Here is a 25424-nt window from a genome sequence, read left to right as displayed (position 1 = left end):
TTTAATACTTAACTTCCACAAGATACAGTCCCTGGGGCGGCGCCGTGATTCCGGCCGCCTTCCGGTCCCGTCCGGCCAGAATAGCCGAAAATTCGTCTACAGTCATACGGGTTCGCCCGACTTCTACCAGGGTACCGACCAAATTGCGCACCATGTGGTAGAGGAAGCCGGTTCCCCAAAATTCAAATTCAATTATTGTCTCCCGGCGGCGGCGGCACTCTACCGCCAAGATTGTGCGTACCGGGTTGACCGGAACGCTGCCGGTCGCACGGAAGGCTGAGAAATCATGCGTGCCGGCGATTAACTGGGCAGCTTCCTGCATGAGCTGCCAATCGAGTTTTTCGGGAAAGTGCCAAGCATAGTTTCGTTCAAAAGGATTCAGCAGCGGCTGATTCAGCAGCCGATAACGGTAAATCTTGCTCTTCGCCCAAAACCGGGCGTGAAATTCCCGGGGCACATCCTCAGCGTCAATAATAACAATATCCGGTGGCAAGAGCCCCTTAGCCGCTATGGGAATCCGGCAGGTTGGGACAGTTCCGCCGGTGTAAAAATTGACAGCTTGTCCATAGGCATGGACCCCGGTGTCGGTACGGCCCGATCCGTTTATTTTAAGCTCATGACCAAATAATTTAGCAAGTCTTTCTTCTACTACCTGTTGAATGGTGAGGGCGTTTTTTTGCCGCTGAAACCCATGGTAGTGTGTACCATCATAAGCAAGGGTAAGCTTTATGTTACGGGTTTGACCGCCAGACAGCTTAAACACCTCCATCAGTTGGAAATACCGATTATATTAATTGTTAATACTAACAATATACTTAAGAACAAACAAAATAGCAACTAACAGCGCCAACATCCCGCCGGCAATCCAATCGCCGGCGCTAATTTTCAGTTCCTTCATCCGGGTGCGGTTCTCCCCGCCGCGATAACATCTTGCTTCCATGGCGACGGCTAATTCATCGGCTCGCCGGAAGGCACTGATGAACAGCGGTACCAACAGAGGAATCAGGCTTTGGGCCCGCTTAAGAATATTACCGGAGCCAAAGTCGGCTCCCCTTGCCATTTGCGCTTTCATAATCCGGTCGGCTTCCTCCAGCAAGGTGGGAATAAACCGAAGAGCAATCGTCATCATCATTGCCAGTTCATGGGCTGGAAGCCCAAGCCGCCGGAAGGGATTCAGCAGTCTCTCAATGCCATCTGTTAAGGAAATGGGTGAAGTGGTAAATGTCAACAGCGAAGACACTGTAATAAGTAACACCAGACGCAGAGACATCATGATGCCCTGCCGTACACCTTCTGCTGTTGCCGTGAGGGGTCCCAGATGATACAGGACATTTCCCGGGGTTGAAAATACATGGATCAATAGCGTAAGAACTACAATAATCCACAGCGGTTTAATTGACCGGAGTACCAGCCGGAAGGGAATGGCGGATACAAGCACAACAAACGCGGCAAAGGCAGTCAAAATAGCATAAGCAAGATAGTTTTCCGCCAGAAAAACGCTGCCGATGTAGGCAATAACCGCTAAGATCTTAGTCCGGGGGTCCAGGCGGTGGATATAGGACCGGCCGGGAAAATACTGCCCGAGAGTAATGTCTTTCAGCATTTTTTCTGCCCCCTCGGCACCGCGAGTATGGATTTAACAGCCTCTTCCACGGTGAGGGCATCATCGTTAACAGGCAGGCCCCGCTCATTTAATTTATTTAAGAGGGCGGTAACCGGCGGTACGTCCACGCCGGCAGCGTGAATTTTATCCCGCCCGCTTTTGAATATTTCCCGCGGCGGACCATCTAAGCTTATTTCGCCGTGATTCATGACAATTATCCGGTTTGCCATACGGGCCACATCGTCCATGTTGTGTGAAACCAGGATCACGGTTACTCCTGTTGCCTGGTGGAGTTTCATTACCTGGCCGAAAATTTCATCCCGGCCCCGGGGGTCAAGGCCGGCAGATGGTTCGTCAAGGGCCAGATACTCCGGCTCCAGAGCAATTACTCCCGCAATCGCCACCCGCCGCATTTGGCCGCCGCTTAAATTAAACGGCGACCTCTTTTTAAATTTTTCAAAGTCAAGACCGACAAAATCCATTGCCCGGCAAACCCGCCGCTTCACTTCCTCATCGGCAAGTCCCAGGTTCCGTGGGCCAAAGGCGATATCTTCATAAACGGTTTCTTCAAACAGCTGGTGTTCAGGGTATTGAAACACCATGCCGACTTTGCGCCTGGTTTCTTTCACCGCCTGACTTTTCTCTGACAGGTCAACCCCGTTGACCAGCACTTTCCCCGCTGTAGGATTGATAAGACCGTTCATATGCTGAACCAGGGTGGATTTTCCCGATCCGGTATGCCCAATAATACCTAAAAATTCACCCGGCAGTATTGTCAGGTTGATATTGGTTATGGCTGTTCGCTGGTAGGGAGTGCCCGGCATATATGTGTAGGTTACGTTTTCAAAGACTATGGACATAAAGCCACCACCAGTTCGTCGTCGGTAGTCAGGTTGTCAGGCAAAGGAACTCCTGCCTGGCGCAACAGCTGACTGACTTCAGCCGCAACGGGAACATCAAGGCCAATGTCTTTCAGTTTTTTTACATTGCTGAAAATAACGGCAGGCGGGCCTTGATCGACAATCCTGCCTGCCTCCATCACAATCACCCGGTCGGCGGTAACCGCTTCTTCCATGAAATGAGTAATATATATTACGGTGATGCCTTCTTTTTTATTCAGTTTGTGAACTGTTTCCAGAACTTCCTTCCGTCCCTGCGGGTCCAGCATGGCCGTTGGTTCATCCAGTACCAGACATTCCGGCCGCATGGCCAGCACGCCGGCAATGGCTACTCGTTGCTTCTGGCCGCCGGACAATAAATGGGGTCCGTGCTGCCGGTATTCTTCCATGCCTACGGCCCTAAGGGCATCGCTGACTCGTTTCACGATCTCAGACGGTATGATTCCTAAGTTTTCCGGACCAAATGCAACATCTTCTTCCACAACGGCGGCAACAATCTGGTTATCCGGATTCTGAAACACCATACCAACCATTTGCCGTATGGACCAAAGCTTATCGTTATCGGCAGTGTCCATGCCATCTACCAGGCACCTGCCGCCAGTAGGCAATAATAAAGCATTCAGATGTTTAGCCAGCGTCGATTTACCAGACCCATTGGTCCCGATAATCGCCGCAAACTCACCTTTGGCAATGGAAAGGCTTATATCGGCAAGCGCCGGCACCTCCCGGCCTTCATAACCGGTGTAGGTGTGGCACAAGTTTTCAATTTTAATGATTTCTCCCATAACGAGGCTTACACCCCTTTTTTAACCGCGCTGAGGCACAGAGGGCACGGAGGGACGCAGAGGGTTATATGGTTTGTGCTTTTCCTCTGTGCTCCTCCGTGTTCTCTGCGCCTCTGTGTTTAAATCGTTTAATTCTATAAATCTGTTACTGCCAGAAAGGCGACCTCTCAGGTCGCCTATTTCAAGTTACTAAACCAGTTCAATAATCGCCATCGGTGCGGCATCGCCCCGCCGCGGACCAAGTTTCATAATCCGGGTATAACCGCCTTGACGGTCGGTATATTTCGGTGCAATTTGTTCAAAAAGCTTTTTAACAACTTCTTCGTCCATGAGGTATGATAACACTTGGCGACGTGCATGCAAGTCGCCTCGTTTGGCCAAAGTAATCATTCTGTCGGCAAGGCCGCTGAGTTCCTTGGCTTTGGCTTCGGTTGTTTCAATACGCTCGTATGCAAAGAAGGAAGTCAAAATACTGCGAAACAGCGCTCTGCGAGCGCTTGTGTCCCGTCCTAACTTTCTATAGAACAACACTCTTCCCTCCCCTTACTCTTCAGTTTCAGCTAATGCAAGCCCCATTTCAATGAGCTTTTTCTTAACTTCTTCCAGTGACTTGCGCCCCAAGTTGCGAACTTTCATCATGTCTTCCTCCGACTTTTGCACAAGCTCAGCCACTGTATTGATACCTGCTCGTTTTAAGCAATTATAGGAACGTACCGAGAGATCAAGATCTTCAATGGTCATTTCCATTGTGCGATTCTTGCCCTCGGCCGGCTCTTCGGAAATATTTCCTTGCTCCGCATCCTCTTCGGGCGGTTCGCCGGCAATATTTTGAAACATCTTCAAGTGCGACACCATGATACCGGCGGCTTTGCTGACCGCTTCCTCGGGACGCATACTGCCATCAGTCCATACTTCCAAAGTCAGTTTGTCATAGTTGGTTACATTACCTACACGGGTATCTGTGATGTTGTAGTTCACACGAACGATAGGAGAAAAGATGGAATCAACCGGGATGACCCCGATTACATGGTCGGATTTCTTGTTTTTGTCGGCAGGCACATAACCTTTGCCTCGCTCGACATAAAGCTCCATAAATAATCTTCCACCTTGCCCGATAGTTGCAATGTGAAGTTCCGGGTTTAGAATTTCCACATCAGGATCGGTAATAATATCCTCTGCTTTGACTTCCGCGTCTCCTTCTACTTCGATCCTGAGCACCTTAGGTTCGTCAGTGTAAGTTTTTAGACACAGTTCTTTAAGGTTCAAAATAATGTCGGTGACGTCCTCCCGAACATCAGGTATAGTAGAAAATTCGTGTAGCACACCCTCAATTTTGACACTCGTGACGGCAGCACCCGGCAATGAGGATAAAAGTACCCGCCGGAGGCTGTTGCCCAAAGTGATGCCAAATCCTCTATCCAACGGTTCCCACACAAATTTGCCATAACGATTGTCGTCACTTATTTCTACTATTTCGATCTTCGGTTTTTCGATTTCAATCATCCGGAAAAACCCTCCTCAGTTTGCGTAAACTTACAGTTAACGCCATTGCCGCGATTGAGGGGCAGCTTATCTTGAATACAATTCTACAATCAAATGCTCCTGGATAGGAATATCAATTTCCTCCCGGGTGGGGTAGCGTACAATCTTGCCGTTAAGGTCGTCAGCCGAAACTTCCAGCCAAGCCGGAGCTGTTTTTCGGCTCAGCGCCTCAGCAACGGATTTAACAAGCGGCGACTCCTTGCTGCCTTCTTTAACAGCCACTACATCGCCAACTTTAACGAGGTAAGACGGAATGTTTACCCGGTGGCCGTTAACAGTGAAATGGCCGTGACGGACCAGTTGCCGGGCCTGATTGCGGCTTTCAGCCAGCCCCAGGCGATAAACAACGTTATCCAGTCTTCTTTCCAAGAGAATGAGCAGATTTTCACCGGTAATGCCTTTTTGACGTTCAGCTTTATCAAAGTAAGACCGGAATTGCCGCTCCAGTATACCGTAAACCCGGCGGGTTTTTTGTTTCTCCCGGAGCTGAATGCCGTATTCGGAAACTTTCTTCCGGGTTTGGGTTGCACCATGTTGTCCCGGTGCAAAACCGCGATCGGTGAAGGAGCATTTATCACTATAACATCTGTCGCCTTTAAGATATAATTTCGCGCCTTCCCGGCGGCATAATCTACAAACAGGACCTGTATACTTTGCCATTCTTATCAAACACCTCCCATAGCCCTATACTCTTCTTCTTTTTGGCGGACGGCAACCATTATGAGGAATGGGTGTTACGTCTTTAATCATATTTACTTCCAGGCCTGCTGCCTGCAGTGAACGGATGGCGGCTTCCCGGCCGGCACCAGGTCCTTTTACAAATACCTCCACTTGTTTCAAGCCATGCTCCATTGCTGCTTTGGCAGCGGTTTCCGCCGCCATTTGGGCGGCAAAAGGCGTGCTTTTACGGGAACCCCGGAAGCCAAGCCCGCCGGCGCTGGCCCAGGAGAGGGCATTTCCCCTGGTGTCGGTAATGGTTACGATGGTATTATTGAAAGTAGAGCGGATATGAGCCACACCGTGTTCGATATTTTTACGTTCTTTACGTTTAGGTCTGACAACTTTCTTAGTAGCCAAGCTTTGATCCCTCCCTTACTATTTCTTCTTTTTGGCGCCAACAGTCTTTTTCGGACCTTTGCGGGTACGAGCATTGGTCTTGCTGCGCTGACCACGCACCGGCAGACCCATACGGTGCCTCTTGCCCCGATACGAACCAATCTCGATAAGGCGCTTGATGTTGAGTTGTTCTTCCCGGCGGAGATCGCCCTCTACCCGATAGTTCTTGTCAATATTCTCACGCAGCTTAGAAACTTCTTCCTCAGTTAAATCCCGGGTCCGGGTATCCGGATTAATTCCTGTATTGCGAAGAATTTCTTTTGATAATGTTAGTCCGATGCCAAAGATGTATGTCAAAGCAATTTCAATACGTTTATCACGTGGTAAGTCTACACCAGCAATACGTGCCATTCGTCATCCACCCCCTGTCTCCTTTATCGTTTATCCTTGCTTTTGCTTATGTTTGGGATTCTCGCAAATCACCATTACTCGGCCATGACGTTTAATTATCTTGCATTTTTCGCAAATAGGTTTAACCGACGGTTTTACTTTCATTATTGAACCTCCTTATCGTGTATCGTGTACTGGCTGTTCGCTGGTCCGTTTGCCCTGCGGGCTGTATACCGCCGGATTAACGAACAATTGCAGGCCCACGAACCCGCTGCTATTTGAATCGATAGGTAATCCGGCCGCGCTTTAAATCATAAGGGGTAAGTTCAATGGTGACTCTGTCTCCCGGTAGTATTCGTATAAAATTCATGCGAATCTTGCCGGAAACATGGGCCAGTACCACATGTCCGTTTTCCAATTTTACTTGGAACATGGCGTTGGGCAGCGCCTCAACCACAGTGCCTTCCATCTCGATTACATCTTGTTTGGACATGAGTTAATCCCTCCTCGTCCGCTTCTCACAGATTATCCGGTTTATACATTAGCGCAAGAGCTTGGCGGATGTCTTCGTCAGTCACTTTTTGTCCTGTGGCAATTCTTTCCGCCACTCTGTCAGCAATAGCAGAATTGAATTTTTTTATGTGTTTTACATTTTTTTTCTTAGGATTCCCAATGCTGCGACCACGTCCGTCAGCTAACAGGAGGTCCCGCTCTTTATGTCTTCCTATCACAACGTAGAGATGCCCTTGATCTCGTCCAGCCGATGATATCACAAGCTCTCCCACTACGATGTTCCCGGCTGACACAAATCGTCTCCTCCTAAATAAATACTATAATTTTGTTAATATTTCCGGACCATCGGCGGTAATGGCAATGGTATGCTCGAAATGGGCCGACCGTTTCTTGTCAACCGTCACCACTGTCCAGTTATCACTGAGGGTCTTCACCTCATGGGTTCCCAGATTGATCATTGGTTCTATCGCTAATGTCATACCGGATTTTAATCGTGGGCCGTGGCCGGGAGGTCCGTAATTCGGCACTTGCGGGTCTTCATGCATATTTCTGCCGATACCATGGCCAACATAATCGCGCACCACACCATACCCGTGTTCTTCGGCGTATAACTGAATGCTGTGGGATATATCTCCCAAACGGTTTCCGGCCACAGCTTTTTCTATGCCTTTATGCAAAGCTTGTTCGGTAACCTCAATCAGCTTTTGTACTTCGGTGTCGACTTCCCCCACAGGTACGGTAATTGCGGCATCGCCGCAATACCCGTTAATGATAGCGCCGATGTCAATACTTACATTATCTCCAGATTTTAACTTTTTTACTCCGGGAATACCATGTACAACCTCTTCATTAACTGATGTGCAGATATTACCCGGAAATCCGTGGTAACCTTTGAAGGCGGGAATACCGCCCCGGCTTTTGATATATTGCTCGGCGATTCGGTCCAGTTCTTGCGTAGTGATCTCGGGTTTAACGGCCTTTTTTACTTCGTTTAACGTTTCCGCCACTATTTTTCCAGCCTCACGCAGGTAGCTGATTTCCCTTTGTGATTTTAGGATGATCATGCCTGTATGCCTCGCAGACTGCTCACAATATCTTTTAATACGTCCTCGATTAGCTGCAAGCCATTGATTTCGGTGTACAATCCTTTGTCTTGATAATACTCAATGAGGGGCTGGGTTTGTGCCTGGTAAACCTTTAACCGGTTTACCACCGTTTCCTCCCGGTCATCATCTCTTTGATAGATCTGACCGCCGCACTTATCGCAAATATCAGGCTTTAGCGGCGGATTAAATACGGCATGATAAGTAGCGCCGCAACTTTTGCATATCCGCCGCCCGGTCATACGTTTTACCAATTCTTGGTCAGGAGCACTGATATTGATCACCCGCCCGAGCTTAATGCCAAGTTCCTGCAAAGTTTGATCCAAAGCCTCTGCTTGGGCAGTGGTGCGAGGGAAACCATCCAGAATAAAGCCATTTTGGCAATCGGGCTTGGCGAGGCGTTCTTTCACGATTCCGATAGTTATGTTGTCCGGAACCAGTTGACCGGCATCCATGCAGGCTTTGGCCTGTTTGCCAAGCTCAGTGCCTTCTTTTACCGCCGCCCGAAACATATCGCCGGTTGAAATGTGTGGTATCTTAAACTTTTTAACCAGTTCGACCGCCTGAGTGCCTTTACCGGCGCCAGGCGGGCCCATTAACAGTATAAACATGACGCTACCTCCTTATTTCATGAAGCCCTGGTAATGACGCATAAGAACGTGCGCTTCAATTTGTTTCATGGTGTCAAGGGCTACCCCTACTACAATCAGCAGGGCAGTACCACCGAAATAAACCCCTTGGATATTCGTTGCCGCGGCGACAAAATTCGGCAGTATGGCTATTATGGCCAGAAAGATTGACCCAGCCAAGGTAATTCGGGTCATCACGCGGTCTAAATAATCGGCGGTTGGTTTACCGGGCCGCAAACCTGGTATGAAACCGCCGTGTTTTTTCATATTCTCTGCCATATCTGATATGTTCATGGTAACCGCAGTGTAGAAGTACGTAAAGAAGATGATGAGAAGCGCATACAATGTAGTCTGTAGCGGCGTTCCCCACGCAAACCACCCTGCCACGGTCTTTACCCATTCCACTTGAATAAACTGGGCAATGGTTACCGGGAACATGAGCACAGATGACGCAAAGATAATCGGAATAACTCCCGCCTGATTGACTTTGAGCGGGATATGAGTGGAGTGTCCACCGTACATTTTACGGCCAACCACCCGTTTGGCATATTGAACAGGAATTTTACGCTGCCCTTGCTGAATAGCGATAACAAATACAATCATCGCTATGGCAATAATAAGGAACAAGATAAGATTAAAGAAATTGATAGTACCGGCGGTAAAATACTGGTAAATGACGTATAATCCATCCGGCAGCCGGGATACAATACCGGCAAAGATGATAAGCGAAATACCGTTTCCGATACCTTTTTCGGTAATTTGTTCACCTAACCACATGAGGAAGGTAGTTCCCGCAGTAAGGGTAATAGCAATGAGAAGAACGGAGCCAATCCCAGGTCTGATGATGGCGGCATTAAGTCCAACCGCCATGCCGATTGCTTGAATAAAACCGAGAAGTACTGTGCCATAACGGGTGATTTGGGTAATTTTCTTTCTACCTTCTTCCCCTTCTTTGGCCCACTGCTCAAATTTCGGTACCACAATCGTTAAAAGCTGCATGATTATGGAAGCATTAATATAGGGAGTAATACTCATGGCAAATATGGAAAACTTGCTTAAGGCGCCACCTGAGAACAAATCCAGGAGACCAAACAGATTACCGCTGGTAAATAGCTGTTCAATTACGGCGGCGTTCACACCCGGAACCGGAATGTGGGTACCCAGTCTAAATACGAAGAACATTATTAAGGTGAATACGATCTTCTGTCTCAGTTCGGTAATCTTAAATACATTCGACAGCTCTGACAGCACCTAAATCACCTCAACAGAGCCGCCGGCAGCTTGAATCTTCGCCACAGCCGACTTGGTAAAGCCATTTGCTTTTACTTGCAAAGTTTTGGTAAGCTCACCGTTGCCTAAGATCCTGAGTCCGTCAAGTACCTTCTTGACAACACCGGCTTTAACCAAAGCTTCCATGTCAACAACCGCGCCGTTCTCAAACCGGTTCAGCTGAACGACGTTGATTTCCACGTATTCCTTCGCGAACTTGTTATAGAAGCCTCGTTTGGGAAGTCTCAGGTATAAAGGCTTTTGGCCGCCTTCAAAACCAGGACGTACACCGCCGCCAGCCCGGGCTTTTTGCCCTTTATGACCTTTGCCGGCTGTTTTGCCAAGACCGGAACCCAAACCACGGCCTATGCGAGTACGCACTTTTTTTGAACCAGGCGCTGGCGCCAATTCATGCAATTTCATATTACAGCACCTCCTTAAATTCTAATCTTATCCATCCCGTCCGCTCAGCTCAGCCATCAGATACCACGAACTGATTAGAAATCGTTAGATGCTAGGCGCGACGAGAACCGGAACGCAAGCGTACTGGTGGTACGCTGGAGTGAGGATCGCAGAAGCAACGACGCAGATGACGGTTTATAATCAGTTCCCCTCTTTAGGTCGACCAATCATTCCGGCTCTACTGTTACTAAGTGTTCTACCTTCCGAATCATCCCTCTAATAACCGGAGTGTCTTCCTGAGTTACCGAGCTATTGGTTTTTTTGAGTCCCAAGGCTTTCACAGTTGCGCGCTGATCCTCCGGTCTGCCGATTAGGCTACGGGTCAGAGTGATTTTTACTTTTGCCACTTTTAAGTCCCTCCTTAACCCAGCAGTTCCTGAACGGTTTTGCCGCGAAGAACTGCAACTTCTTCAGCCCGTTTAAGCTGTTTTAGTCCTTCGATGGTAGCGCGTACCATATTGTTGGCGTTCGAGGAGCCGAGTGATTTGGTCAGGATATCGTGAATACCGGCAAGTTCAAGTACGGCGCGAGCCGGACCGCCGGCAATAACGCCGGTGCCTTCGGAAGCAGGTTTTAAGAGAACTTTGCCTGCGCCAAATATGCCGATAATTTCGTGGGGAATGGTGGTGCCAACGATTGGAACGTTGATAAGGTTTTTCTTAGCGTCTTCTACGCCTTTACGGATAGCTTCCGGTACCTCTGAGGCTTTGCCCAAGCCGAAGCCTACATGTCCGTTGCTGTCACCGACGACTACCAGGGCGCTGAAGGAGAAACGCCGGCCGCCTTTTACTACTTTGGCAACACGGTTAATAAATACTACTTTTTCTTTTAGATCCAGACCGGTGTAATCAATTCTGGCCATTACTTTCCCTCCTTTTCTTAAAACTCAAGACCAGCTTCCCGGGCGGCGGCCGCCAAGGCCGCGATACGGCCATGGTAGATATACCCGCCGCGGTCGAATACCACCTTGGTTATGCCTTTTTCCAAAGCCCGTTTCGCAATTGCTTCACCAACCGCTTTTGCTGCTTCGATGTTGCCGCCATATTCCATTTTGGCTTGAAGTTCTTTCTCCACGGTATTGGCGGCTACAAGGGTTGCGCCAGTCTGGTCATTTATAATCTGAGCGTAAATATGCTGTAAACTGCGAAATACGTTCAGCCGCGGACGTTCAGCATTACCTGCCAGGGCTTTACGCGCTCTTAAGTGCCGCTTTTGGCGTGATACGTTTCTGTTTCCTTTATGCAGCAAGATGTTCACTCCTTTCGCCTAAATTCGCTTTGCCAGGCTTACTTCTTGCCTTTACCGCCGGCTTTACCAACTTTGCGGCGGATGAATTCGCCTTCATATTTGATACCCTTGCCCTTGTACGGTTCAGGTTCACGGTAGGAACGGATTTTGGCGGCAAGTTCGCCCACCGCTTCTTTGTCACTACCTGACACAACAATTTTGTTTGGCGCCGGAACCTCGATGGTAATACCTTTCGGCGGTACTATCTCCAAGGGGTGGGAGAAACCTAATGTAAGCGCCAGTTTAGTGCCGGATTTTGCTGCCCGGTAGCCAACGCCTGCGATTTCCAGGGTTTTGGAAAAGCCGTTTGTCACGCCTGTTACCATGTTTTGCAGTAAAGTTCGGGTCAGTCCGTGGAGTGATCTGTGTTCTTTATCATCAGAAGGCCGTTTGATAGTGATAACGTTGCCTTCCTGCTCGATAGCCATATCTTTATGGAGCTGGCGGCTAAGTTCACCTTTGGGGCCTTTAACTGTCACCAGGTTGCTTTCGTCTACCTTTACGGTAACGCCAGCGGGAACAGTAATTGGACTCCTGCCAATTCTAGACATGTTGCACCTCCTATTAAAGCCTGTTTCAAAACGCCCATCTGCTTCGTTACTCTTGCGGTTGCTTGCTTGCGTACAACCAACGTACGCGGCGCTGCGCAATCCTCATCGTGCCTCGGTCTGTTAAAGCCTGCTTTATCTATAAGAGAAAGCGATCGGCACAATGTAAGAGGTATGCAACGACGCATCTGAACACTTTTAAACAGTCTTTTATCTAAAAATTACCAAACGTAGGCAATAACTTCGCCGCCTAAACCTTCTTTGCGGGCGACTTTGTCGGACATAACACCTTTTGATGTGGAAACGATTGCAATACCAAGACCGCCAAGCACACGCGGCATTTGTTCTTTCTTCGCATATACTCTGAGACCGGGCTTGGAGATCCGCTTGAGACCGGTAATTACCTTTTCCCGGTTCGGGCCATATTTCAGGCTGACCCGGAGTATTCCCTGCTTTCCGTCTCCCAAGGTGTCATAGTCCCTGATAAAGCCTTCGTCTTTTAAGATTTGGGCAATGGACTGCTTAATTTTTGATGCCGGTATTTCCACTTTATCGTGATAAACCGAATTAGCATTGCGGATGCGTGTCAGCATATCGGCAATCGGATCGGTCATTACCATGTTTTGAAACCCCCTTCCTATATGTTCATGCTGTTACCAGCTTGCCTTGGTTACTCCAGGAATGGCGCCTTTATAGCTGAGTTCCCGGAAACAAATCCGGCACATTTCAAACTTGCGCAGGTAACCGTGCGGGCGACCGCAGATTTTGCAGCGGTTGTACTTGCGCACTTTAAACTTAGGCTCACTTTTCCACTTCTCAATGAGTGCCTTTTTGGCCACAGGTTTCCCTCCTTAACTTTACTGCCGATGGGCGTTAATGGATAGTCCATTATGCGCTGAACGGCATACCCATCAGTCTTAATAACTCCCTAGCCTCTTCGTCGGTTTTAGCGTTAGTGACAATGATGATGTCCATACCACGGATTTTATCGATCTTATCATAATCAATTTCAGGGAAAATAAGCTGTTCTTTTACCCCTAAGGTGTAGTTACCGCGACCATCGAATGCTTTGGGGCTAACACCGCGAAAGTCACGCACCCGCGGTAACGCAATATTAATTAATTTATCCAAGAATATATACATCCGCTCGCCCCGCAAGGTCACTTTCGCGCCAATCGGCATGCCTTCACGAATCTTGAAAGCAGCGATGGATTTCTTTGCTCTGGTCACAACCGGTTTTTGGCCGGCAATTTGAACCATATCGTTAACAGCAGCATCGAGAACTTTGGGATTGGCTACCGCTTCACCCACGCCCATATTGAGGACAATTTTCTCGACCTTAGGTATTTGCATTACATTTTGGTAACCAAATTTCTCCATCATCCCTTTGGTTACATCATTAAGATACTTTTCTTTGAGTCTTGCAGCCATGAGTTAACCTCCTTTCCGGCAGAGTGGAAATTATTTGTCTTTATCAATGATTTCGCCGCATTTTTTGCAGGCGCGGGCATAGGAACCGCTGGCCAGCAGAGTTTTCTTAATGCGGGTCGGTTTGTCGCAAGCCGGGCATACCAGCATCACTTTAGCGGACGCCAGCGGCGCTTCTTTTACCATGATTCCGCCCTGCGGAGCTTTCGCCGAGGGTTTGGTATGGCGTTTTACCTTATTGACACCTTCAATCACTACCTTGCCTTTTTTCGGCAAAGCTTCGATGATTTTACCTTGCTTACCTTTATCTTTACCTGACAAAACGACGACTTTATCGCCTTTTTTGACGTGCAGTTTTATAGCTTCAGACACTCCGGACACCTCCCTTAATTAGATTACTTCCGGTGCCAAAGAGATAATCTTCATGAATTCTTTGTCCCTGAGTTCGCGGGCTACAGGTCCAAATATACGTGTACCTCTCGGGCTTTTATCTTCTTTAATAATAACGGCTGCGTTTTCGTCAAACCGGATATAGGAACCGTCCGGACGGCGCAGCCCTTTATTCGAACGGACAACTACGGCCTTAACAACATCACCTTTTTTAACAACGCCACCGGGAGAAGCATCTTTTACCGAGGCTACAATCACATCGCCAATATTGGCATATCTACGGTAAGAGCCACCCAGTACACGAATGCACATGATTTCTTTCGCGCCTGTATTGTCAGCCACATTCAGCGTAGTTTGCTGTTGAATCATAGTACTTATCCTCCTTCCTTCCGAGGCTCTAGGAGGCCGTTGAAAAAGGCCCATCTACGTTGTTATCCCCTCTCACCCATTGCTAGCGTACATACCCAAGTACGCGTCACTGCTGGGTTCGCGGGGCTGCCTAGGTAGTCTGTCAACTCTAAAAGTATAGATGAATTCGCGAGGATTTTTTCGCAAGGCAAGGCGGAGGAGGTGCGCATATCGAGTAATATGCAAGCCGACGACAACGCAGCATTGCGGAAAAAGACCGCGAAGACAATCATGGTTTTAGAGTTTACAGGCTACTAATATCTGGACCTTTTTGAACGGCCTCAGATATTGTGGCACAAGTAGGCTTTGCAACAGATTCCTAGGGATTTAATTGGATATGATTTATTTCGCTTTTTCCATAATTTCCACTACGCGCCAACGTTTTTCTTTGGACAGCGGGCGGGTTTCCATGATTTTCACAACGTCGCCGGTGTGGCTTTCGTTGTTTTCATCATGGGCCTTGAATTTAGCCGTTTGCTTCACGGCTTTATGATAAAGAGGGTGCTGAACCAGACGTTCAACAGCCACTACAACCGTTTTATCCATTTTGTCGCTGACTACTTTGCCAATACGGACTTTGCGCTCGCGTCTTTTCTCATTTACATTTGCATTATTCCCATTCTCTGCATTCTCGCTTGTCATGTCCCCATTAGCCTCCCTTCACTATCTACTTAACTAACCAGCCTGATTATTGAGCCTTAAGTTCACGTTCCCGTTGGACGGTTTTGATACGGGCAATGGTTTTTTTGACGGCAGGAATCCGCATCGGATTATCCAGTTGGCCGGTAGCGTGCTGGAATCTTAAGTTAAACAGTTCTTCTTTCAGCTTTACAAGTTTTTGGTCAAGTTCAGCCGGACTCAGGTCGCGGATATCGTTAGCCTTCATTTATTTCACCACCCATTTCTTGAGGTTTAGCCGGCGGCGCGTCCATGTTCAGACCTTCCGTGTCTTTCTTGGTCACGAATCTGGTTTTAATTGGCAGCTTGTGAGCAGCAAGACGCATAGCTTCACGGGCCACTTCTTCAGCCACGCCGTCCATTTCGAACATGACGCGGCCAGGTTTAACTACCGCCACCCAGTACTCCGGCGAGCCTTTACCACTGCCCATCCGGGTTTCAGCCGGCTTGGCAGTGACCGGCTTATCAGGGAATATTTTAATCCACACTTTACCACCCCGTTTAATATAACGGGTCATGGCAATACGGGCTGCTTCGATTTGGCGGTTGGTAATCCAGGCCGGCTCTAAAGCTGCCAGCCCGAACTCGCCGTGGGATACGGTATTGCCTTTGGTGGCTTTGCCGGTCATACGGCCACGAAATTGTTTACGATGTTTCACTCTTTTTGGCAGAAGCATTACTGTTCGCCCCCTTCAGATTGAGCAGCGGCAACAGGAGCAGCAGCTTCTTTCTTAGCTTCAGGCAGAACTTCCCCTTTATAGATCCACACTTTTACGCCGATACGGCCATAAGTGGTGTGGGCTTCAGCTGTGCCGTAGTCAATGTCGGCGCGCAGCGTGTGAAGCGGAATGCTGCCTTCACGGTATCCTTCAGTCCGGGCAATTTCTGCTCCGCCTAAACGACCGCCTACCATTACTTTGATACCTTTGGCGCCCATTCGCATAGTGCGGCTTACCGATTGTTTCATTGCCCGGCGGAATGCAATTCTTTTTTCCAGCTGAACAGCTATGTTTTCGGCAACCAAAGTAGCATCCAGTTCCGGTTGCTTGATTTCCGCGATATTGATATCAACATTTTTACCGGTGAGATCTCTAAGCCACTGCTTAATTTGCTCAATGCCGCTGCCTTGACGGCCAATGACCATGCCTGGTTTGGAAGTGTGAATAACGACTTTAATCCGGTTGGCAGCCCGCTCGATGATAATCTGCGATACATTGGAAGTATAAAGTTTTTTCTTTAAAAGTTCACGAATTTTAATATCTTCATGCAAAAATTTTGCATAGTCTTTATCGGCATACCATTTAGCATCCCAAGTCTTGATGATGCCGAGGCGAAGACCATGCGGATTAACTTTTTGACCCACTAGATTCCCTCCTTTATCCTTCGTCTCAGCTTACTTTTCTTTCACAACCAAAGTCACGTGGCTGGTGTACTTTAAAATTTTGAAGGCCTGGCCACGAGACCGTGGATGAATTCGTTTCAGGGTGGGGCCCTGATCTACATAGGCAGCAGCTACATAGAGTTCGTCGGAATTCAGATCATAGTTGTGTTCAGCGTTTGCTACTGCCGACTTTAAGACTTTTTCGACAACTTCGGCTCCGACTTTCGGAGTGTGTTTTAAGATTGCAAAAGCCTCTCCCACGTTTTTACCGCGGATCAGATCAATTACGATGCGGATTTTACGGGGTGCAATGCGGATATATTTGGCAATCGCTTTAGCTTCCATTCGTTAACCCCCTTCCGGCACTAAAATTTACCGGATTATTCCATAATTGTATATATCACCGCAGCGAAGTGGATTTTTCCGAGCCTGCGTGACCTTTGTAAGTCCGGGTAGGCGCAAATTCACCCAGTTTGTGACCTACCATGTCTTCCGTAATATATACAGGTACATGCTTCCGTCCATCATGCACTGCAACGGTATGGCCGACAAAATTGGGCAGAATGGTGGAACTGCGCGACCAGGTTTTAACGACTTTTTTCTCGTTCTTTTCGTTCATGGCATCAATTTTCTTAATCAGACTGTCATGCACATAGGGTCCCTTTTTGATGGATCTAGACACCTTATCTTACCCCCTTTCGGCGAGCTGTTTCAAAACCCCCATCCGCATTGTTGTCATCCGGGTATTTTTAAACACCTCGCATAAATATAAGAACATCTATTTCGTCCGTCTCTTAACAATCAGTTTATCCGAAGCTTTCTTTTTCCGGGTCTTGGTACCCATGGCGCATTTGCCCCAAGGAGTAACCGGATGTTTACGTCCGACAGGTGAACGTCCTTCGCCGCCACCATGGGGATGGTCGATCGGGTTCATGGCCACACCGCGGTTAGCGGGACGAATACCCAGCCAACGAGTGCGGCCGGCTTTGCCGATGGTGATGTTTTCATGTTCTAGGTTGCCTACTTGACCAACAGTCGCCCGACAGTTGGTGTGAACTTTACGAAGTTCGCCGGAAGGCAATCTGAGAAGCGCGTAGTCGCCTTCTTTGGCCATGAGCTGCGCACCGGCGCCGGCAGAACGGACCAATTGGCCGCCTTTACCGATTTTAAGCTCAATGTTATGGAGTATGGTACCCACAGGAATGTTTTTCAGTGGTAAAGCGTTGCCGACTTTGATGTCGGCTTCCGCACCGCTCATTATGTTGTCGCCTACATTGAGGCCGTTGGGAGCGAGAATGTAACGTTTTTCACCATCAATGTAGTTTAAAAGCGCAATCCGCGCCGAACGGTTAGGATCGTATTCAATAGTGGCCACTTTTGCCGGGATGCCATCTTTATTGCGTTTAAAATCAATGATACGATACAGTCGTTTATGGCCGCCGCCTTGATGCCGGACCGTTAAACGGCCTTGCTGGTTGCGGCCGGCATGTTTTTGCAGGCGCTCGGTCAGTGATCGCTCCGGACGGTCGGTAGTAATTTCGGAGAAATCGGCTACTGTCATAAACCGTCTGCCGGGAGCGTATGGTTTAAAGCTTTTTACTGCCATTAGTGCCCCTCCTTCTTTGAACGTTTCGGATTATACACCTTTTATACACCTTCGAAGAACTCAATGCGTTCGCCGGGAGCCAGTTTGACAATAGCTTTTTTATAATCCGGGCGTTTACCTTGAGTTTTACCCATGCGTTTGTTTTTTCCCATTACCCGAATGGTATTTACGGCCAGTACTTTTACTTTGAAGATTTGTTCCACAGCTTGGCGAATTTCCACTTTGTTAGCTGTTAAAGGAACGATAAAAGTGTATTTGTTGTCCTGCATCAGGCTGGTGGTTTTTTCAGTGATGAGCGGACGAATGAGTACATCGCGCGAAATTTCCATTATGCCAGCACCTCCTCAATCTTGGCCACGGCATCTTTGGTTACCAGTACCTTGTTATGATGGAGAAGGTCGTAAACATTAAGCCCCAGCGAATTGATGGTTTTTACCCCGGGAATGTTACGTGAAGATTTCTCTACGTTTTCATTGGCCTCAGCAGTGATGATGAGCGCCTTGTCGTCTTGCGCCTGGAAGCCATCCAGCATTTTTACGACGTTCTTGGTTTTAGGTTCAGCAAAATTAATATCTTCCACTACGAGAAGCTGGCCGGCATTTACTTTCGCGGTAAGAGCCGACTTGATAGCCAAACGGCGGACTTTACGCGGCATGCTGAATTTATAACTGCGGGGCTGAGGTCCAAATACGGTGCCGCCGCCAACCCATACCGGCGAACGGGTACTGCCGGACCGCGCCCGGCCGGTACCTTTTTGTCTCCAGGGTTTTCTGCCGCCGCCGCGCACCACACCTCTGGTCTTGGTAGCGTGGGTACCGAGGCGCTGGCTAGCCAGTTGCATCACAACCGCCTGGTGCACAACCGCTTCATTTATCTCTACGCCAAATACGTTATCATTAAGTTCCATCTCACCGGTTTGAACACCGGTTATATCATATACTGCCACTTTCGGCATATAGCGCATCCTCCTTTCGATGCCCGCAACCTTTGTTTGCAATAAAAGCTGCAAGCTGCAATTACTTACCGGGTTTGACTGTATTTTTAACAACTACCAGGCTGCCTTTGGGTCCGGGAATTGCACCTTTGATAAGAATCAGGTTGCGGGGTACATCTACCCGTACAACAGAGAGACGCTGAACGGTTACTTTGTTGCCGCCCATACGGCCAGGCAGTTTTTTCCCTTTAAATACTTTACCGCCGCCGCCGCTCATCCGGGAGCCGATGGTACCGGGTTCGCGGTGGGATTTGGAACCGTGAGCCATAGGTCCGCGTCTGAAGTGGTGGCGTTTGATACCGCCGGCGAAACCTTTGCCCTTGGCGGTGCCGGTTACATCAACCAATTCACCTTCAGCGAAGGTTTCAGCGGTTAATACCTGACCAACTGTATATTCAGAGGCTCCAGGCAGGCGCAGCTCGCGAATGAACTTCACCGGTTTGACATTAGCCTTCGCAAAGTGACCTTTCATCGGTTTGGTTACTTTTTTCTCTTTTACTTCACCGAACCCAAGCTGCACTGCGTTGTAGCCGTCGTTTTCGACTGTTTTGTTTTGAATTACGACGTTGGGACCGGCTTCAACAACTGTAACCGGGATTACTTTGCCCTCAGCCGTAAAGATTTGTGTCATGCCAACTTTTTTTCCTAAAATGCTTTTAGCCATTTATCGCACCTCCTCCTACAGCTTGATTTCAATGTCCACACCAGCCGGAAGATCAAGACGCATCAAAGCGTCTACCGTCTTTGGCGTCGGCTCCAGGATGTCGATTAAGCGCTTGTGTGTACGCATTTCGAATTGTTCCCGGGAGTCTTTGTTGACATGGGGTGAACGAAGAATCGTGAAGATATTTTTTTCGGTAGGAAGGGGAATGGGACCGGAAACTAACGCGCCGGTTCTTTTTGCGGTATCAACAATTTTAGTTGCACTTTGATCTAGTGCTTTGTGATCATACGCTTTGAGGCGGATTCTGATTTTTTGCTGTTTAGCCATTAATTTGTTCCTCCTTATCGCCCAGTTTCTCTGAACGGACATTCTCGGTGAAAATTCCCCCGCGCGAGTCGGGCCACCTTTCACCTCATCGCCGGTCATATCCGGCCCAAGGGCGGTTCCCAACCGCCCTTGCCAGATTTAACTTTGTCTTTGCACCTTAAGTTTGGAACTGCTTATAAACCGCCATCTGCGTCGTTGTTCCTCCGGTCCTCACTCCGACGTACAACCAGTACGCCTCCGTTCCGGTCCTCGTCACGCCTAGCATCTAACGATTTCTAAGCAGTTCGTGCAATTGTTGATCTGAGTAGCTTTTTAGCTTCTTGATTTTTGTTCGTATTATTCGGAAATAGCGGTTACCACGCCGGCGCCTACGGTACGGCCGCCTTCACGGATGGCGAACCGCAGACCTTCTTCAATGGCAATGGGGGTGATGAGCTCGATGGCCATTTGCACATTGTCACCCGGCATTACCATTTCCACACCTTCCGGCAGGTGTACCACTCCGGTTACGTCGGTGGTACGAAAGTAGAATTGCGGCCGGTAGCCGTTAAAGAACGGCGTGTGGCGGCCCCCTTCTTCTTTGGACAATACGTATACTTCCGATTTGAATTTGGTATGGGGTTTGATGGAACCGGGTTTAGCCAAGACTTGGCCCCGCTCGATTTCTTTCCGCTCAACTCCGCGCAGCAGGGCGCCGATATTATCGCCGGCTACTGCCGAATCCAACAGCTTGCGGAACATTTCCACACCCGTTACTACCGTGGATTTTGGTTTATCGCTCATACCTACGATTTCAATGGTGTCCCCTACTTTTACCGTGCCCCGTTCTACACGGCCCGTTGCAACTGTACCGCGACCGGTAATGGTGAATACGTCTTCCACCGGCATCAGGAAGGTTTTGTCGGTATCGCGTTCCGGTGTCGGAATATAATTATCTACTTGCTCCATCAGTTGATGGATTTTGCCGCACCATTCACAATCCGGCTTAGCGCACCCGCACTCCAGGCACTTTACGGCCGAGCCGGCTACTACCGGAATGTCGTCCCCGGGAAATTCATAGCTGGAGAGAAGTTCACGAACTTCCATTTCAACCAGTTCCATCAGTTCGGCATCGTCAACCAGGTCAGATTTGTTTAGGAACACAACCATCGCCGGCACACCTACCTGGCGGGACAGGAGGATGTGCTCACGGGTTTGCGGCATCGGCCCGTCGGCTGCGGATACAACCAGGATGGCTCCGTCCATCTGCGCAGCACCGGTAATCATATTTTTAACGTAGTCGGCGTGGCCCGGGCAGTCGACGTGGGCATAGTGACGCTTTGCCGTCTCATACTCAACGTGAGCGGTGTTAATGGTAATCCCCCGCTCTCTTTCTTCCGGGGCTTTGTCAATCTGGTCATAAGCCATGAACTCTGCGCCGCCGTGTTTGGACAATGTCAGAGTGATTGCAGCGGTCAGGGATGTTTTGCCATGGTCAACGTGACCAATTGTACCAATGTTAACGTGGGGTTTGTTTCTTTCAAATTTTTTCTTAGCCATTTGAGTTTTGACCTCCTAAATTAATTATACAATTATTTACATTTACACTTATCAATGATAAGTGTTAACTTACACACCTTTTACCTTAGCAGCGATTGCTTCTGCAATGTTTTTAGGCACTTCCTCGTAATGATCGAATTCCATGGAGTAGTTGCCGCGGCCTTGGGTTTTCGAACGAAGGTCGGTAGCATAGCCGAACATTTCGGAAAGCGGTACAAAAGATCGGATGGCTTGAGCCCCGGCACGGGCTTCCATACCTTCTATCCGGCCCCGGCGGGAGTTGAGGTCGCCAATAACGTCACCCATGTATTCTTCCGGTACGGTAACTTCCACTTTCATATACGGCTCTAAGATGATTGGATTAGCTTTGGCGGCACCGGCTTTAAAGCCCATTGATCCGGCAATTTTGAACGCCATTTCGGAAGAGTCCACATCGTGGTACGAACCATCGTAAACGGTTACCTTGATGTCAACCATCGGGTAACCCGCCGATACGCCGGTTTCCATTGCTTCTTTGACGCCAGCCTCGATAGGACCGATATACTCTTTGGGAATGGCGCCGCCGACGACTTTGTTTTCAAAGGCAAAGCCTTGACCGGGCTCAAGCGGCTCGATTTCCAGCCAGCAGTGACCGTATTGGCCGCGGCCGCCGGACTGGCGAACAAACTTGCCTTCAGCCTTGACTGCCTTCCGGATGGTTTCGCGGTAAGCAACTTGAGGCTTGCCTACGTTACATTCTACTTTGAATTCCCGCAGCATCCGGTCGACGATAATCTCCAGATGTAATTCACCCATACCGGAAATGATAGTTTGCCCGGTTTCCGGATCAGTATGCATGCGGAAAGTTGGGTCTTCTTCGGCGAGACGGGACAGGGCGGTGCCCATTTTTTCCTGATCGGCTTTGGTCTTTGGTTCTACAGCAACTGAAATAACCGGTTCGGGGAAGACCATTGACTCTAAGATAATCACGTTTTTATCGTCACACAGGGTATCACCGGTGGTTGTGTCTTTGAGGCCAACCGCTGCCGCAATGTCCCCTGTGTAAACTTCTTCGATTTCTTCCCGGTGGTTGGCGTGCATCTGCAGAATGCGGCCGATACGCTCCCGTTTGTTCTTAGTGGAATTAAAGACGTAGGAGCCGGATGCCAGTTTACCGGAATATACCCGGAAGAAGGCTAGTTTACCAACATACGGGTCGGCCATAATTTTGAAGGCCAGAGACGAAAACGGCAGATTATCGTCGGCTTTCCGCTCATCTTCGGCGCCGGTTTCAGGATTCACCCCTTTAATAGCCGGAATATCGGTAGGAGCCGGCATATACTCGACAACAGCATCCAAAAGCGGCTGCACACCTTTGTTTTTGTAGGATGAGCCACACAGTACCGGTGTCATTTTACAGGCGATTGTGGCTTTACGGATGACGGTTTTAATTTCCTCTTTGGAGAGTTCTTCACCCTCCAGATATTTCATCATCAGGTCGTCATCGCTTTCAGCTACGGCATCCAACAGGTTCTGCCGGTAAATTTCCGCCTGTTCCTGCATATCTTCAGGAATGTCGGTCGCCTCGCTTACCTTGCCGAGATCATCCGTATAGATAACTGCCTTCATTTCAATCAGATCAATGAAACCTTTGAAGGTGTCCTCAAACCCGATAGGCAGTTGAATGGGTACAGCATTGGCGCCAAGGCGGGATTTCATCATGTCGATAACCCGGTAGAAATCAGCCCCGGTGATATCCATTTTATTTACATATGCCATGCGCGGAACGCCATATTTGTCGGCTTGACGCCATACGGTTTCAGACTGTGGTTCAACACCACCCTTGGCACAAAAAACAGCAACCGAGCCATCAAGAACCCTGAGCGAACGTTCTACTTCAACAGTAAAGTCCACGTGCCCTGGTGTGTCAATGATATTAATACGATGACCGTTCCATTGACAAGTAGTGGCCGCTGAAGTAATTGTAATACCTCTTTCCTGCTCTTGAACCATCCAGTCCATAGTGGCAGCGCCATCATGTACTTCACCAATTTTGTGTACTCTACCGGTATAAAAAAGTATCCGTTCTGTCGTAGTGGTCTTGCCGGCGTCAATATGGGCCATTATACCGATGTTCCGCGTCTTTTCCAGAGGAAACTTTCGGGCCACTATTTTCAACTCCCTATTTTTTTTTGCTCGCGTCCATTAGGCTACCGGGATTTGCTTAGCGCAAATCCCATAGGTTAGCGTTTTTTTCACAGCGAGCTATAATTACCAGCGATAATGGGCAAAAGCCTTATTAGCTTCAGCCATTTTGTGAGTGTCTTCACGTTTTTTCACGGAAGCGCCGGCGTTATTTGCGGCATCCATCAATTCTGCAGCCAGTCTTTCATACATAGTCTTCTCACCGCGCTTGCGGGAATAGCCGACCAACCAACGAATTCCCAGTGAGAGACGGCGGTCAGGACGAACTTCCACCGGCACTTGGTAGTTAGCGCCACCAACCCGGCGGGCACGAACCTCAAGCACAGGCATAACGTTTTTAAGTGCGCCTTCAAATATTTCCAGCGGATCTTTACCAGTTTTCGCCTGAATCACATCAAATGCGTCATAAACTATATTTTCTGCAATACCCTTTTTGCCATCCAGCATTACTTTGTTGACAAACCTGGTGACAAGCTTGGAGTTATACACCGGATCCGGCAGTACATCCCGTTTGGGTATAGGACCTTTTCTTGGCATTCATTTCCCTCCTTCCAAACTTTTGTTTCTGCGTAACTCTGTACCTCTATAAATTCTTATTGTTTTTTGGCGCTAGCACGTTTAGCCCCATACTTGGACCGGCCTTGGTTCCGTTTGGCAACCCCGGCAGTATCCAATGAGCCGCGGATAATATGGTAACGCACGCCTGGCAAGTCTTTAACCCTGCCACCACGAATCAGCACAACCGAGTGCTCCTGCAGGTTGTGTCCAATGCCGGGAATGTAAGCAGTTACCTCGATACCGTTCGTTAAACGCACCCGCGCTACTTTACGCAGGGCGGAGTTCGGTTTTTTAGGAGTAGTTGTGTATACTCTCGTGCAAACGCCACGTTTTTGCGGACATTCTTTGAGCGCAGGAGCAGTGGATTTTTTTTCCATATCTTCTCTGCTTTTACGTACCAACTGGCTAATTGTCGGCATCCATCGCACCTCCTTCCCCAATCACGTTATTTACTATTAATAATTGCAAACTATTCAGGTATTCAGAATCCAGGAGTCAGAATTCAGAATATTTCAAGAATATGCTCACTATTTACTGATCTCTTGCCAAAAAAATTTTGTTTCGGTTCTCTATTCTGACTGCTGACTCCTGACTTCTGACTGCCAAATAGTTACAAATTGTTAATACCTTATTGCTGCTCCTTAACAATAGCAACCGAGGCGGCGCCTACCTCAATACCGCAAGCCTTACCCAATTCACCCATTGTAGCTCCGGTTTCAATTGGGATCTGATTGCGTCTACATGTTTCCATTAGCGGGGCTATTACCCGCCGGTCCGCATCCTGTGCCAAATATACCTTCAGGGCCAGACCTTTCTCCACAGCCCGGGCAGTTTGTTTGGCGCCAATTACTTTCTTTGCAGTTTTTAAAGTGTCAAGGGCCACATTACTCACCGCTACCAATCCCCTTTTTCCTGACAAAGAAATCCAACATACGATTCAGACACTTTTATATATTATCATTTTGGTGACTGTATGTCAAGAAACTTATAGATTTTTCGCAGAACTTTAAGTACACCAAACCGGGTGTGTCACATTTGACTGATAATCTAATTAGGGGGGAACGGCTTAGAAAGCACCATCTGCGTCGTTACTCCTGCGGTTCTCGCTCCGACGTACGGCCAGTACGCCTCCGCTGCGATCCTCGTCGTGCCTAGCATCTGGCACTTTCTAATCAGTTCGT

41 protein-coding genes are annotated in these 25424 nt (G+C 48.6%); all 41 read right to left on the bottom strand.

What is annotated here, in order from left to right; genetic code table 11:
- Window position 1 precedes the first annotated feature (1 nt).
- Window positions 2–769 (bottom strand): tRNA pseudouridine(38-40) synthase TruA, encoded by a 768-nt coding sequence (gene truA, locus MAMMFC1_RS10220; RefSeq protein WP_126308418.1) that lies wholly within the window; start codon window positions 767–769, stop codon window positions 2–4.
- A 21-nt stretch (window positions 770–790) separates the two neighbouring features.
- Window positions 791–1603, bottom strand: a complete 813-nt coding sequence (locus MAMMFC1_RS10215) for an energy-coupling factor transporter transmembrane component T family protein (protein WP_126308417.1) — start codon at window positions 1601–1603, stop codon at window positions 791–793.
- The gene (locus MAMMFC1_RS10210; protein WP_126308416.1) at window positions 1597–2463 is read right to left on the bottom strand and encodes an energy-coupling factor transporter ATPase; all 867 of its coding nucleotides are present in this window, start codon (window positions 2461–2463) and stop codon (window positions 1597–1599) included. The genes MAMMFC1_RS10215 and MAMMFC1_RS10210 overlap by 7 nt, the downstream gene beginning before the upstream one ends.
- The gene (locus MAMMFC1_RS10205; protein WP_126308415.1) at window positions 2454–3287 is read right to left on the bottom strand and encodes an energy-coupling factor transporter ATPase; all 834 of its coding nucleotides are present in this window, start codon (window positions 3285–3287) and stop codon (window positions 2454–2456) included. The genes MAMMFC1_RS10210 and MAMMFC1_RS10205 overlap by 10 nt, the downstream gene beginning before the upstream one ends.
- A 189-nt stretch (window positions 3288–3476) precedes the next feature.
- Window positions 3477–3815, bottom strand: coding sequence for a 50S ribosomal protein L17 (gene rplQ / locus MAMMFC1_RS10200; RefSeq protein ID WP_126308414.1), 339 nt, complete (start codon window positions 3813–3815; stop codon window positions 3477–3479).
- Between the two features lie 15 nt (window positions 3816–3830).
- A complete protein-coding gene (locus MAMMFC1_RS10195) occupies window positions 3831–4790 on the bottom strand; it encodes a DNA-directed RNA polymerase subunit alpha (protein WP_126308413.1) in 960 nt (319 codons plus the stop codon).
- 66 nt (window positions 4791–4856) lie between these two features.
- Window positions 4857–5489, bottom strand: coding sequence for a 30S ribosomal protein S4 (gene rpsD, locus MAMMFC1_RS10190; RefSeq protein WP_126308412.1), 633 nt, complete (start codon window positions 5487–5489; stop codon window positions 4857–4859).
- Window positions 5490–5513: 24 nt separating this feature from the next.
- A complete protein-coding gene (rpsK, locus tag MAMMFC1_RS10185) occupies window positions 5514–5906 on the bottom strand; it encodes a 30S ribosomal protein S11 (protein ID WP_126308411.1) in 393 nt (130 codons plus the stop codon).
- Window positions 5907–5924: 18 nt separating this feature from the next.
- Window positions 5925–6296 (bottom strand): 30S ribosomal protein S13, encoded by a 372-nt coding sequence (gene rpsM / locus MAMMFC1_RS10180; protein WP_126308410.1) that lies wholly within the window; start codon window positions 6294–6296, stop codon window positions 5925–5927.
- 30 nt (window positions 6297–6326) lie between these two features.
- Complete coding sequence (rpmJ, locus tag MAMMFC1_RS10175; protein ID WP_126308409.1) at window positions 6327–6440, bottom strand: 50S ribosomal protein L36; 114 nt, start codon at window positions 6438–6440, stop codon at window positions 6327–6329.
- A 109-nt stretch (window positions 6441–6549) separates the two neighbouring features.
- Complete coding sequence (infA, locus tag MAMMFC1_RS10170; RefSeq protein WP_126308408.1) at window positions 6550–6768, bottom strand: translation initiation factor IF-1; 219 nt, start codon at window positions 6766–6768, stop codon at window positions 6550–6552.
- Window positions 6769–6793: 25 nt separating this feature from the next.
- Window positions 6794–7081 (bottom strand): KOW domain-containing RNA-binding protein, encoded by a 288-nt coding sequence (locus MAMMFC1_RS10165; protein WP_126308407.1) that lies wholly within the window; start codon window positions 7079–7081, stop codon window positions 6794–6796.
- A 24-nt stretch (window positions 7082–7105) separates the two neighbouring features.
- Window positions 7106–7852: a type I methionyl aminopeptidase gene (gene map / locus MAMMFC1_RS10160; protein ID WP_126308406.1), complete on the bottom strand. Its 747-nt coding sequence runs from the start codon at window positions 7850–7852 to the stop codon at window positions 7106–7108.
- Window positions 7849–8502 carry an adenylate kinase gene (locus tag MAMMFC1_RS10155; RefSeq protein WP_126308405.1) on the bottom strand — a complete coding sequence of 218 codons (654 nt, stop codon included), beginning with the start codon at window positions 8500–8502 and terminating at the stop codon, window positions 7849–7851. The genes map and MAMMFC1_RS10155 overlap by 4 nt, the downstream gene beginning before the upstream one ends.
- Window positions 8503–8514: 12 nt before the next feature.
- Window positions 8515–9771, bottom strand: coding sequence for a preprotein translocase subunit SecY (secY, locus tag MAMMFC1_RS10150; RefSeq protein WP_126308404.1), 1257 nt, complete (start codon window positions 9769–9771; stop codon window positions 8515–8517).
- Window positions 9772–10212 (bottom strand): 50S ribosomal protein L15, encoded by a 441-nt coding sequence (rplO, locus tag MAMMFC1_RS10145; RefSeq protein WP_126308403.1) that lies wholly within the window; start codon window positions 10210–10212, stop codon window positions 9772–9774.
- A gap of 206 nt (window positions 10213–10418) precedes the next feature.
- The gene (gene rpmD / locus MAMMFC1_RS10140) at window positions 10419–10598 is read right to left on the bottom strand and encodes a 50S ribosomal protein L30 (RefSeq protein ID WP_126308402.1); all 180 of its coding nucleotides are present in this window, start codon (window positions 10596–10598) and stop codon (window positions 10419–10421) included.
- Window positions 10599–10612: 14 nt separating this feature from the next.
- Complete coding sequence (gene rpsE / locus MAMMFC1_RS10135; RefSeq protein WP_126308401.1) at window positions 10613–11113, bottom strand: 30S ribosomal protein S5; 501 nt, start codon at window positions 11111–11113, stop codon at window positions 10613–10615.
- Window positions 11114–11130: 17 nt separating this feature from the next.
- Window positions 11131–11499, bottom strand: coding sequence for a 50S ribosomal protein L18 (gene rplR / locus MAMMFC1_RS10130; RefSeq protein ID WP_126308400.1), 369 nt, complete (start codon window positions 11497–11499; stop codon window positions 11131–11133).
- A 38-nt stretch (window positions 11500–11537) separates the two neighbouring features.
- Window positions 11538–12089: a 50S ribosomal protein L6 gene (gene rplF / locus MAMMFC1_RS10125; protein WP_126308399.1), complete on the bottom strand. Its 552-nt coding sequence runs from the start codon at window positions 12087–12089 to the stop codon at window positions 11538–11540.
- Window positions 12090–12307: 218 nt separating this feature from the next.
- Window positions 12308–12706: a 30S ribosomal protein S8 gene (gene rpsH, locus MAMMFC1_RS10120; RefSeq protein ID WP_126308398.1), complete on the bottom strand. Its 399-nt coding sequence runs from the start codon at window positions 12704–12706 to the stop codon at window positions 12308–12310.
- Between the two features lie 33 nt (window positions 12707–12739).
- Window positions 12740–12925, bottom strand: coding sequence for a type Z 30S ribosomal protein S14 (locus tag MAMMFC1_RS10115; RefSeq protein WP_126308397.1), 186 nt, complete (start codon window positions 12923–12925; stop codon window positions 12740–12742).
- Window positions 12926–12974: 49 nt separating this feature from the next.
- Entirely contained in the window at window positions 12975–13517 is a 543-nt protein-coding gene (rplE, locus tag MAMMFC1_RS10110; protein WP_126308396.1) for a 50S ribosomal protein L5, read from the bottom strand.
- A 30-nt stretch (window positions 13518–13547) separates the two neighbouring features.
- Entirely contained in the window at window positions 13548–13886 is a 339-nt protein-coding gene (rplX, locus tag MAMMFC1_RS10105; RefSeq protein ID WP_126308395.1) for a 50S ribosomal protein L24, read from the bottom strand.
- Window positions 13887–13904: 18 nt separating this feature from the next.
- Window positions 13905–14273 (bottom strand): 50S ribosomal protein L14, encoded by a 369-nt coding sequence (gene rplN, locus MAMMFC1_RS10100; RefSeq protein ID WP_126308394.1) that lies wholly within the window; start codon window positions 14271–14273, stop codon window positions 13905–13907.
- Window positions 14274–14654: 381 nt separating this feature from the next.
- Entirely contained in the window at window positions 14655–14954 is a 300-nt protein-coding gene (gene rpsQ / locus MAMMFC1_RS10095; protein ID WP_126308393.1) for a 30S ribosomal protein S17, read from the bottom strand.
- A gap of 46 nt (window positions 14955–15000) precedes the next feature.
- Window positions 15001–15198 (bottom strand): 50S ribosomal protein L29, encoded by a 198-nt coding sequence (rpmC, locus tag MAMMFC1_RS10090; protein ID WP_126308392.1) that lies wholly within the window; start codon window positions 15196–15198, stop codon window positions 15001–15003.
- Window positions 15188–15667, bottom strand: a complete 480-nt coding sequence (rplP, locus tag MAMMFC1_RS10085; protein WP_126308391.1) for a 50S ribosomal protein L16 — start codon at window positions 15665–15667, stop codon at window positions 15188–15190. The genes rpmC and rplP overlap by 11 nt, the downstream gene beginning before the upstream one ends.
- A complete protein-coding gene (rpsC, locus tag MAMMFC1_RS10080) occupies window positions 15667–16353 on the bottom strand; it encodes a 30S ribosomal protein S3 (protein WP_126308390.1) in 687 nt (228 codons plus the stop codon). The genes rplP and rpsC overlap by 1 nt, the downstream gene beginning before the upstream one ends.
- A gap of 30 nt (window positions 16354–16383) precedes the next feature.
- Window positions 16384–16716 (bottom strand): 50S ribosomal protein L22, encoded by a 333-nt coding sequence (rplV, locus tag MAMMFC1_RS10075; protein WP_126308389.1) that lies wholly within the window; start codon window positions 16714–16716, stop codon window positions 16384–16386.
- Window positions 16717–16771: 55 nt separating this feature from the next.
- Window positions 16772–17053, bottom strand: coding sequence for a 30S ribosomal protein S19 (rpsS, locus tag MAMMFC1_RS10070; RefSeq protein ID WP_126308388.1), 282 nt, complete (start codon window positions 17051–17053; stop codon window positions 16772–16774).
- Window positions 17054–17149: 96 nt separating this feature from the next.
- A complete protein-coding gene (gene rplB / locus MAMMFC1_RS10065) occupies window positions 17150–17977 on the bottom strand; it encodes a 50S ribosomal protein L2 (protein WP_126308387.1) in 828 nt (275 codons plus the stop codon).
- Window positions 17978–18018: 41 nt separating this feature from the next.
- Complete coding sequence (rplW, locus tag MAMMFC1_RS10060; RefSeq protein ID WP_126308386.1) at window positions 18019–18306, bottom strand: 50S ribosomal protein L23; 288 nt, start codon at window positions 18304–18306, stop codon at window positions 18019–18021.
- The gene (rplD, locus tag MAMMFC1_RS10055; protein ID WP_126308385.1) at window positions 18306–18932 is read right to left on the bottom strand and encodes a 50S ribosomal protein L4; all 627 of its coding nucleotides are present in this window, start codon (window positions 18930–18932) and stop codon (window positions 18306–18308) included. Before rplD ends, rplW begins: the two co-directional genes overlap by 1 nt.
- A 61-nt stretch (window positions 18933–18993) precedes the next feature.
- On the bottom strand, window positions 18994–19635 hold the full coding sequence (gene rplC, locus MAMMFC1_RS10050) for a 50S ribosomal protein L3 (protein WP_126308384.1): 642 nt from the start codon (window positions 19633–19635) through the stop codon (window positions 18994–18996).
- 15 nt (window positions 19636–19650) lie between these two features.
- Window positions 19651–19962 (bottom strand): 30S ribosomal protein S10, encoded by a 312-nt coding sequence (rpsJ, locus tag MAMMFC1_RS10045; protein WP_126308383.1) that lies wholly within the window; start codon window positions 19960–19962, stop codon window positions 19651–19653.
- A gap of 336 nt (window positions 19963–20298) precedes the next feature.
- On the bottom strand, window positions 20299–21501 hold the full coding sequence (tuf, locus tag MAMMFC1_RS10040) for an elongation factor Tu (protein WP_126308372.1): 1203 nt from the start codon (window positions 21499–21501) through the stop codon (window positions 20299–20301).
- 69 nt (window positions 21502–21570) lie between these two features.
- Window positions 21571–23649: an elongation factor G gene (gene fusA / locus MAMMFC1_RS10035; RefSeq protein WP_126308382.1), complete on the bottom strand. Its 2079-nt coding sequence runs from the start codon at window positions 23647–23649 to the stop codon at window positions 21571–21573.
- Between the two features lie 102 nt (window positions 23650–23751).
- Entirely contained in the window at window positions 23752–24222 is a 471-nt protein-coding gene (gene rpsG / locus MAMMFC1_RS10030; protein ID WP_126308381.1) for a 30S ribosomal protein S7, read from the bottom strand.
- Between the two features lie 56 nt (window positions 24223–24278).
- Complete coding sequence (gene rpsL, locus MAMMFC1_RS10025; RefSeq protein WP_126308380.1) at window positions 24279–24662, bottom strand: 30S ribosomal protein S12; 384 nt, start codon at window positions 24660–24662, stop codon at window positions 24279–24281.
- A 209-nt stretch (window positions 24663–24871) separates the two neighbouring features.
- A complete protein-coding gene (locus tag MAMMFC1_RS10020; protein WP_324332481.1) occupies window positions 24872–25135 on the bottom strand; it encodes a ribosomal L7Ae/L30e/S12e/Gadd45 family protein in 264 nt (87 codons plus the stop codon).
- Window positions 25136–25424: the final 289 nt, after the last annotated feature.

Source organism: Methylomusa anaerophila, assembly GCF_003966895.1.
Lineage (GTDB): Bacteria > Bacillota > Negativicutes > Sporomusales > Sporomusaceae > Methylomusa > Methylomusa anaerophila.
This window is presented reverse-complemented; position numbering and strand designations above follow the sequence as displayed.

Excerpts from the sequence above, each read along its gene's own strand:
- truA (WP_126308418.1), bottom strand. The coding sequence starts at position 769 with ATGGAGGTGTTTAAGCTGTCTGGCGGTCAAACCCGTAACATAAAGCTT.
- MAMMFC1_RS10215 (WP_126308417.1), bottom strand. The coding sequence starts at position 1,603 with ATGCTGAAAGACATTACTCTCGGGCAGTATTTTCCCGGCCGGTCCTAT.
- MAMMFC1_RS10210 (WP_126308416.1), bottom strand. The coding sequence starts at position 2,463 with ATGTCCATAGTCTTTGAAAACGTAACCTACACATATATGCCGGGCACT.
- MAMMFC1_RS10205 (WP_126308415.1), bottom strand. The coding sequence starts at position 3,287 with ATGGGAGAAATCATTAAAATTGAAAACTTGTGCCACACCTACACCGGT.
- MAMMFC1_RS10195 (WP_126308413.1), bottom strand. The coding sequence starts at position 4,790 with ATGATTGAAATCGAAAAACCGAAGATCGAAATAGTAGAAATAAGTGAC.
- rpsD (WP_126308412.1), bottom strand. The coding sequence starts at position 5,489 with ATGGCAAAGTATACAGGTCCTGTTTGTAGATTATGCCGCCGGGAAGGC.
- rpsM (WP_126308410.1), bottom strand. The coding sequence starts at position 6,296 with ATGGCACGTATTGCTGGTGTAGACTTACCACGTGATAAACGTATTGAA.
- rpmJ (WP_126308409.1), bottom strand. The coding sequence starts at position 6,440 with ATGAAAGTAAAACCGTCGGTTAAACCTATTTGCGAAAAATGCAAGATA.
- infA (WP_126308408.1), bottom strand. The coding sequence starts at position 6,768 with ATGTCCAAACAAGATGTAATCGAGATGGAAGGCACTGTGGTTGAGGCG.
- map (WP_126308406.1), bottom strand. The coding sequence starts at position 7,852 with ATGATCATCCTAAAATCACAAAGGGAAATCAGCTACCTGCGTGAGGCT.
- MAMMFC1_RS10155 (WP_126308405.1), bottom strand. The coding sequence starts at position 8,502 with ATGTTTATACTGTTAATGGGCCCGCCTGGCGCCGGTAAAGGCACTCAG.
- rplO (WP_126308403.1), bottom strand. The coding sequence starts at position 10,212 with ATGAAATTGCATGAATTGGCGCCAGCGCCTGGTTCAAAAAAAGTGCGT.
- rpsE (WP_126308401.1), bottom strand. The coding sequence starts at position 11,113 with ATGGCCAGAATTGATTACACCGGTCTGGATCTAAAAGAAAAAGTAGTA.
- rplF (WP_126308399.1), bottom strand. The coding sequence starts at position 12,089 with ATGTCTAGAATTGGCAGGAGTCCAATTACTGTTCCCGCTGGCGTTACC.
- rpsH (WP_126308398.1), bottom strand. The coding sequence starts at position 12,706 with ATGGTAATGACCGATCCGATTGCCGATATGCTGACACGCATCCGCAAT.
- rplE (WP_126308396.1), bottom strand. The coding sequence starts at position 13,517 with ATGGCTGCAAGACTCAAAGAAAAGTATCTTAATGATGTAACCAAAGGG.
- rplN (WP_126308394.1), bottom strand. The coding sequence starts at position 14,273 with ATGATTCAACAGCAAACTACGCTGAATGTGGCTGACAATACAGGCGCG.
- rpsQ (WP_126308393.1), bottom strand. The coding sequence starts at position 14,954 with ATGACAAGCGAGAATGCAGAGAATGGGAATAATGCAAATGTAAATGAG.
- rpmC (WP_126308392.1), bottom strand. The coding sequence starts at position 15,198 with ATGAAGGCTAACGATATCCGCGACCTGAGTCCGGCTGAACTTGACCAA.
- rplP (WP_126308391.1), bottom strand. The coding sequence starts at position 15,667 with ATGCTTCTGCCAAAAAGAGTGAAACATCGTAAACAATTTCGTGGCCGT.
- rplV (WP_126308389.1), bottom strand. The coding sequence starts at position 16,716 with ATGGAAGCTAAAGCGATTGCCAAATATATCCGCATTGCACCCCGTAAA.
- rplB (WP_126308387.1), bottom strand. The coding sequence starts at position 17,977 with ATGGCAGTAAAAAGCTTTAAACCATACGCTCCCGGCAGACGGTTTATG.
- rplW (WP_126308386.1), bottom strand. The coding sequence starts at position 18,306 with ATGGAAATTTCGCGCGATGTACTCATTCGTCCGCTCATCACTGAAAAA.
- rplD (WP_126308385.1), bottom strand. The coding sequence starts at position 18,932 with ATGCCGAAAGTGGCAGTATATGATATAACCGGTGTTCAAACCGGTGAG.
- rplC (WP_126308384.1), bottom strand. The coding sequence starts at position 19,635 with ATGGCTAAAAGCATTTTAGGAAAAAAAGTTGGCATGACACAAATCTTT.
- rpsJ (WP_126308383.1), bottom strand. The coding sequence starts at position 19,962 with ATGGCTAAACAGCAAAAAATCAGAATCCGCCTCAAAGCGTATGATCAC.
- tuf (WP_126308372.1), bottom strand. The coding sequence starts at position 21,501 with ATGGCTAAGAAAAAATTTGAAAGAAACAAACCCCACGTTAACATTGGT.
- rpsG (WP_126308381.1), bottom strand. The coding sequence starts at position 24,222 with ATGCCAAGAAAAGGTCCTATACCCAAACGGGATGTACTGCCGGATCCG.
- rpsL (WP_126308380.1), bottom strand. The coding sequence starts at position 24,662 with ATGCCGACAATTAGCCAGTTGGTACGTAAAAGCAGAGAAGATATGGAA.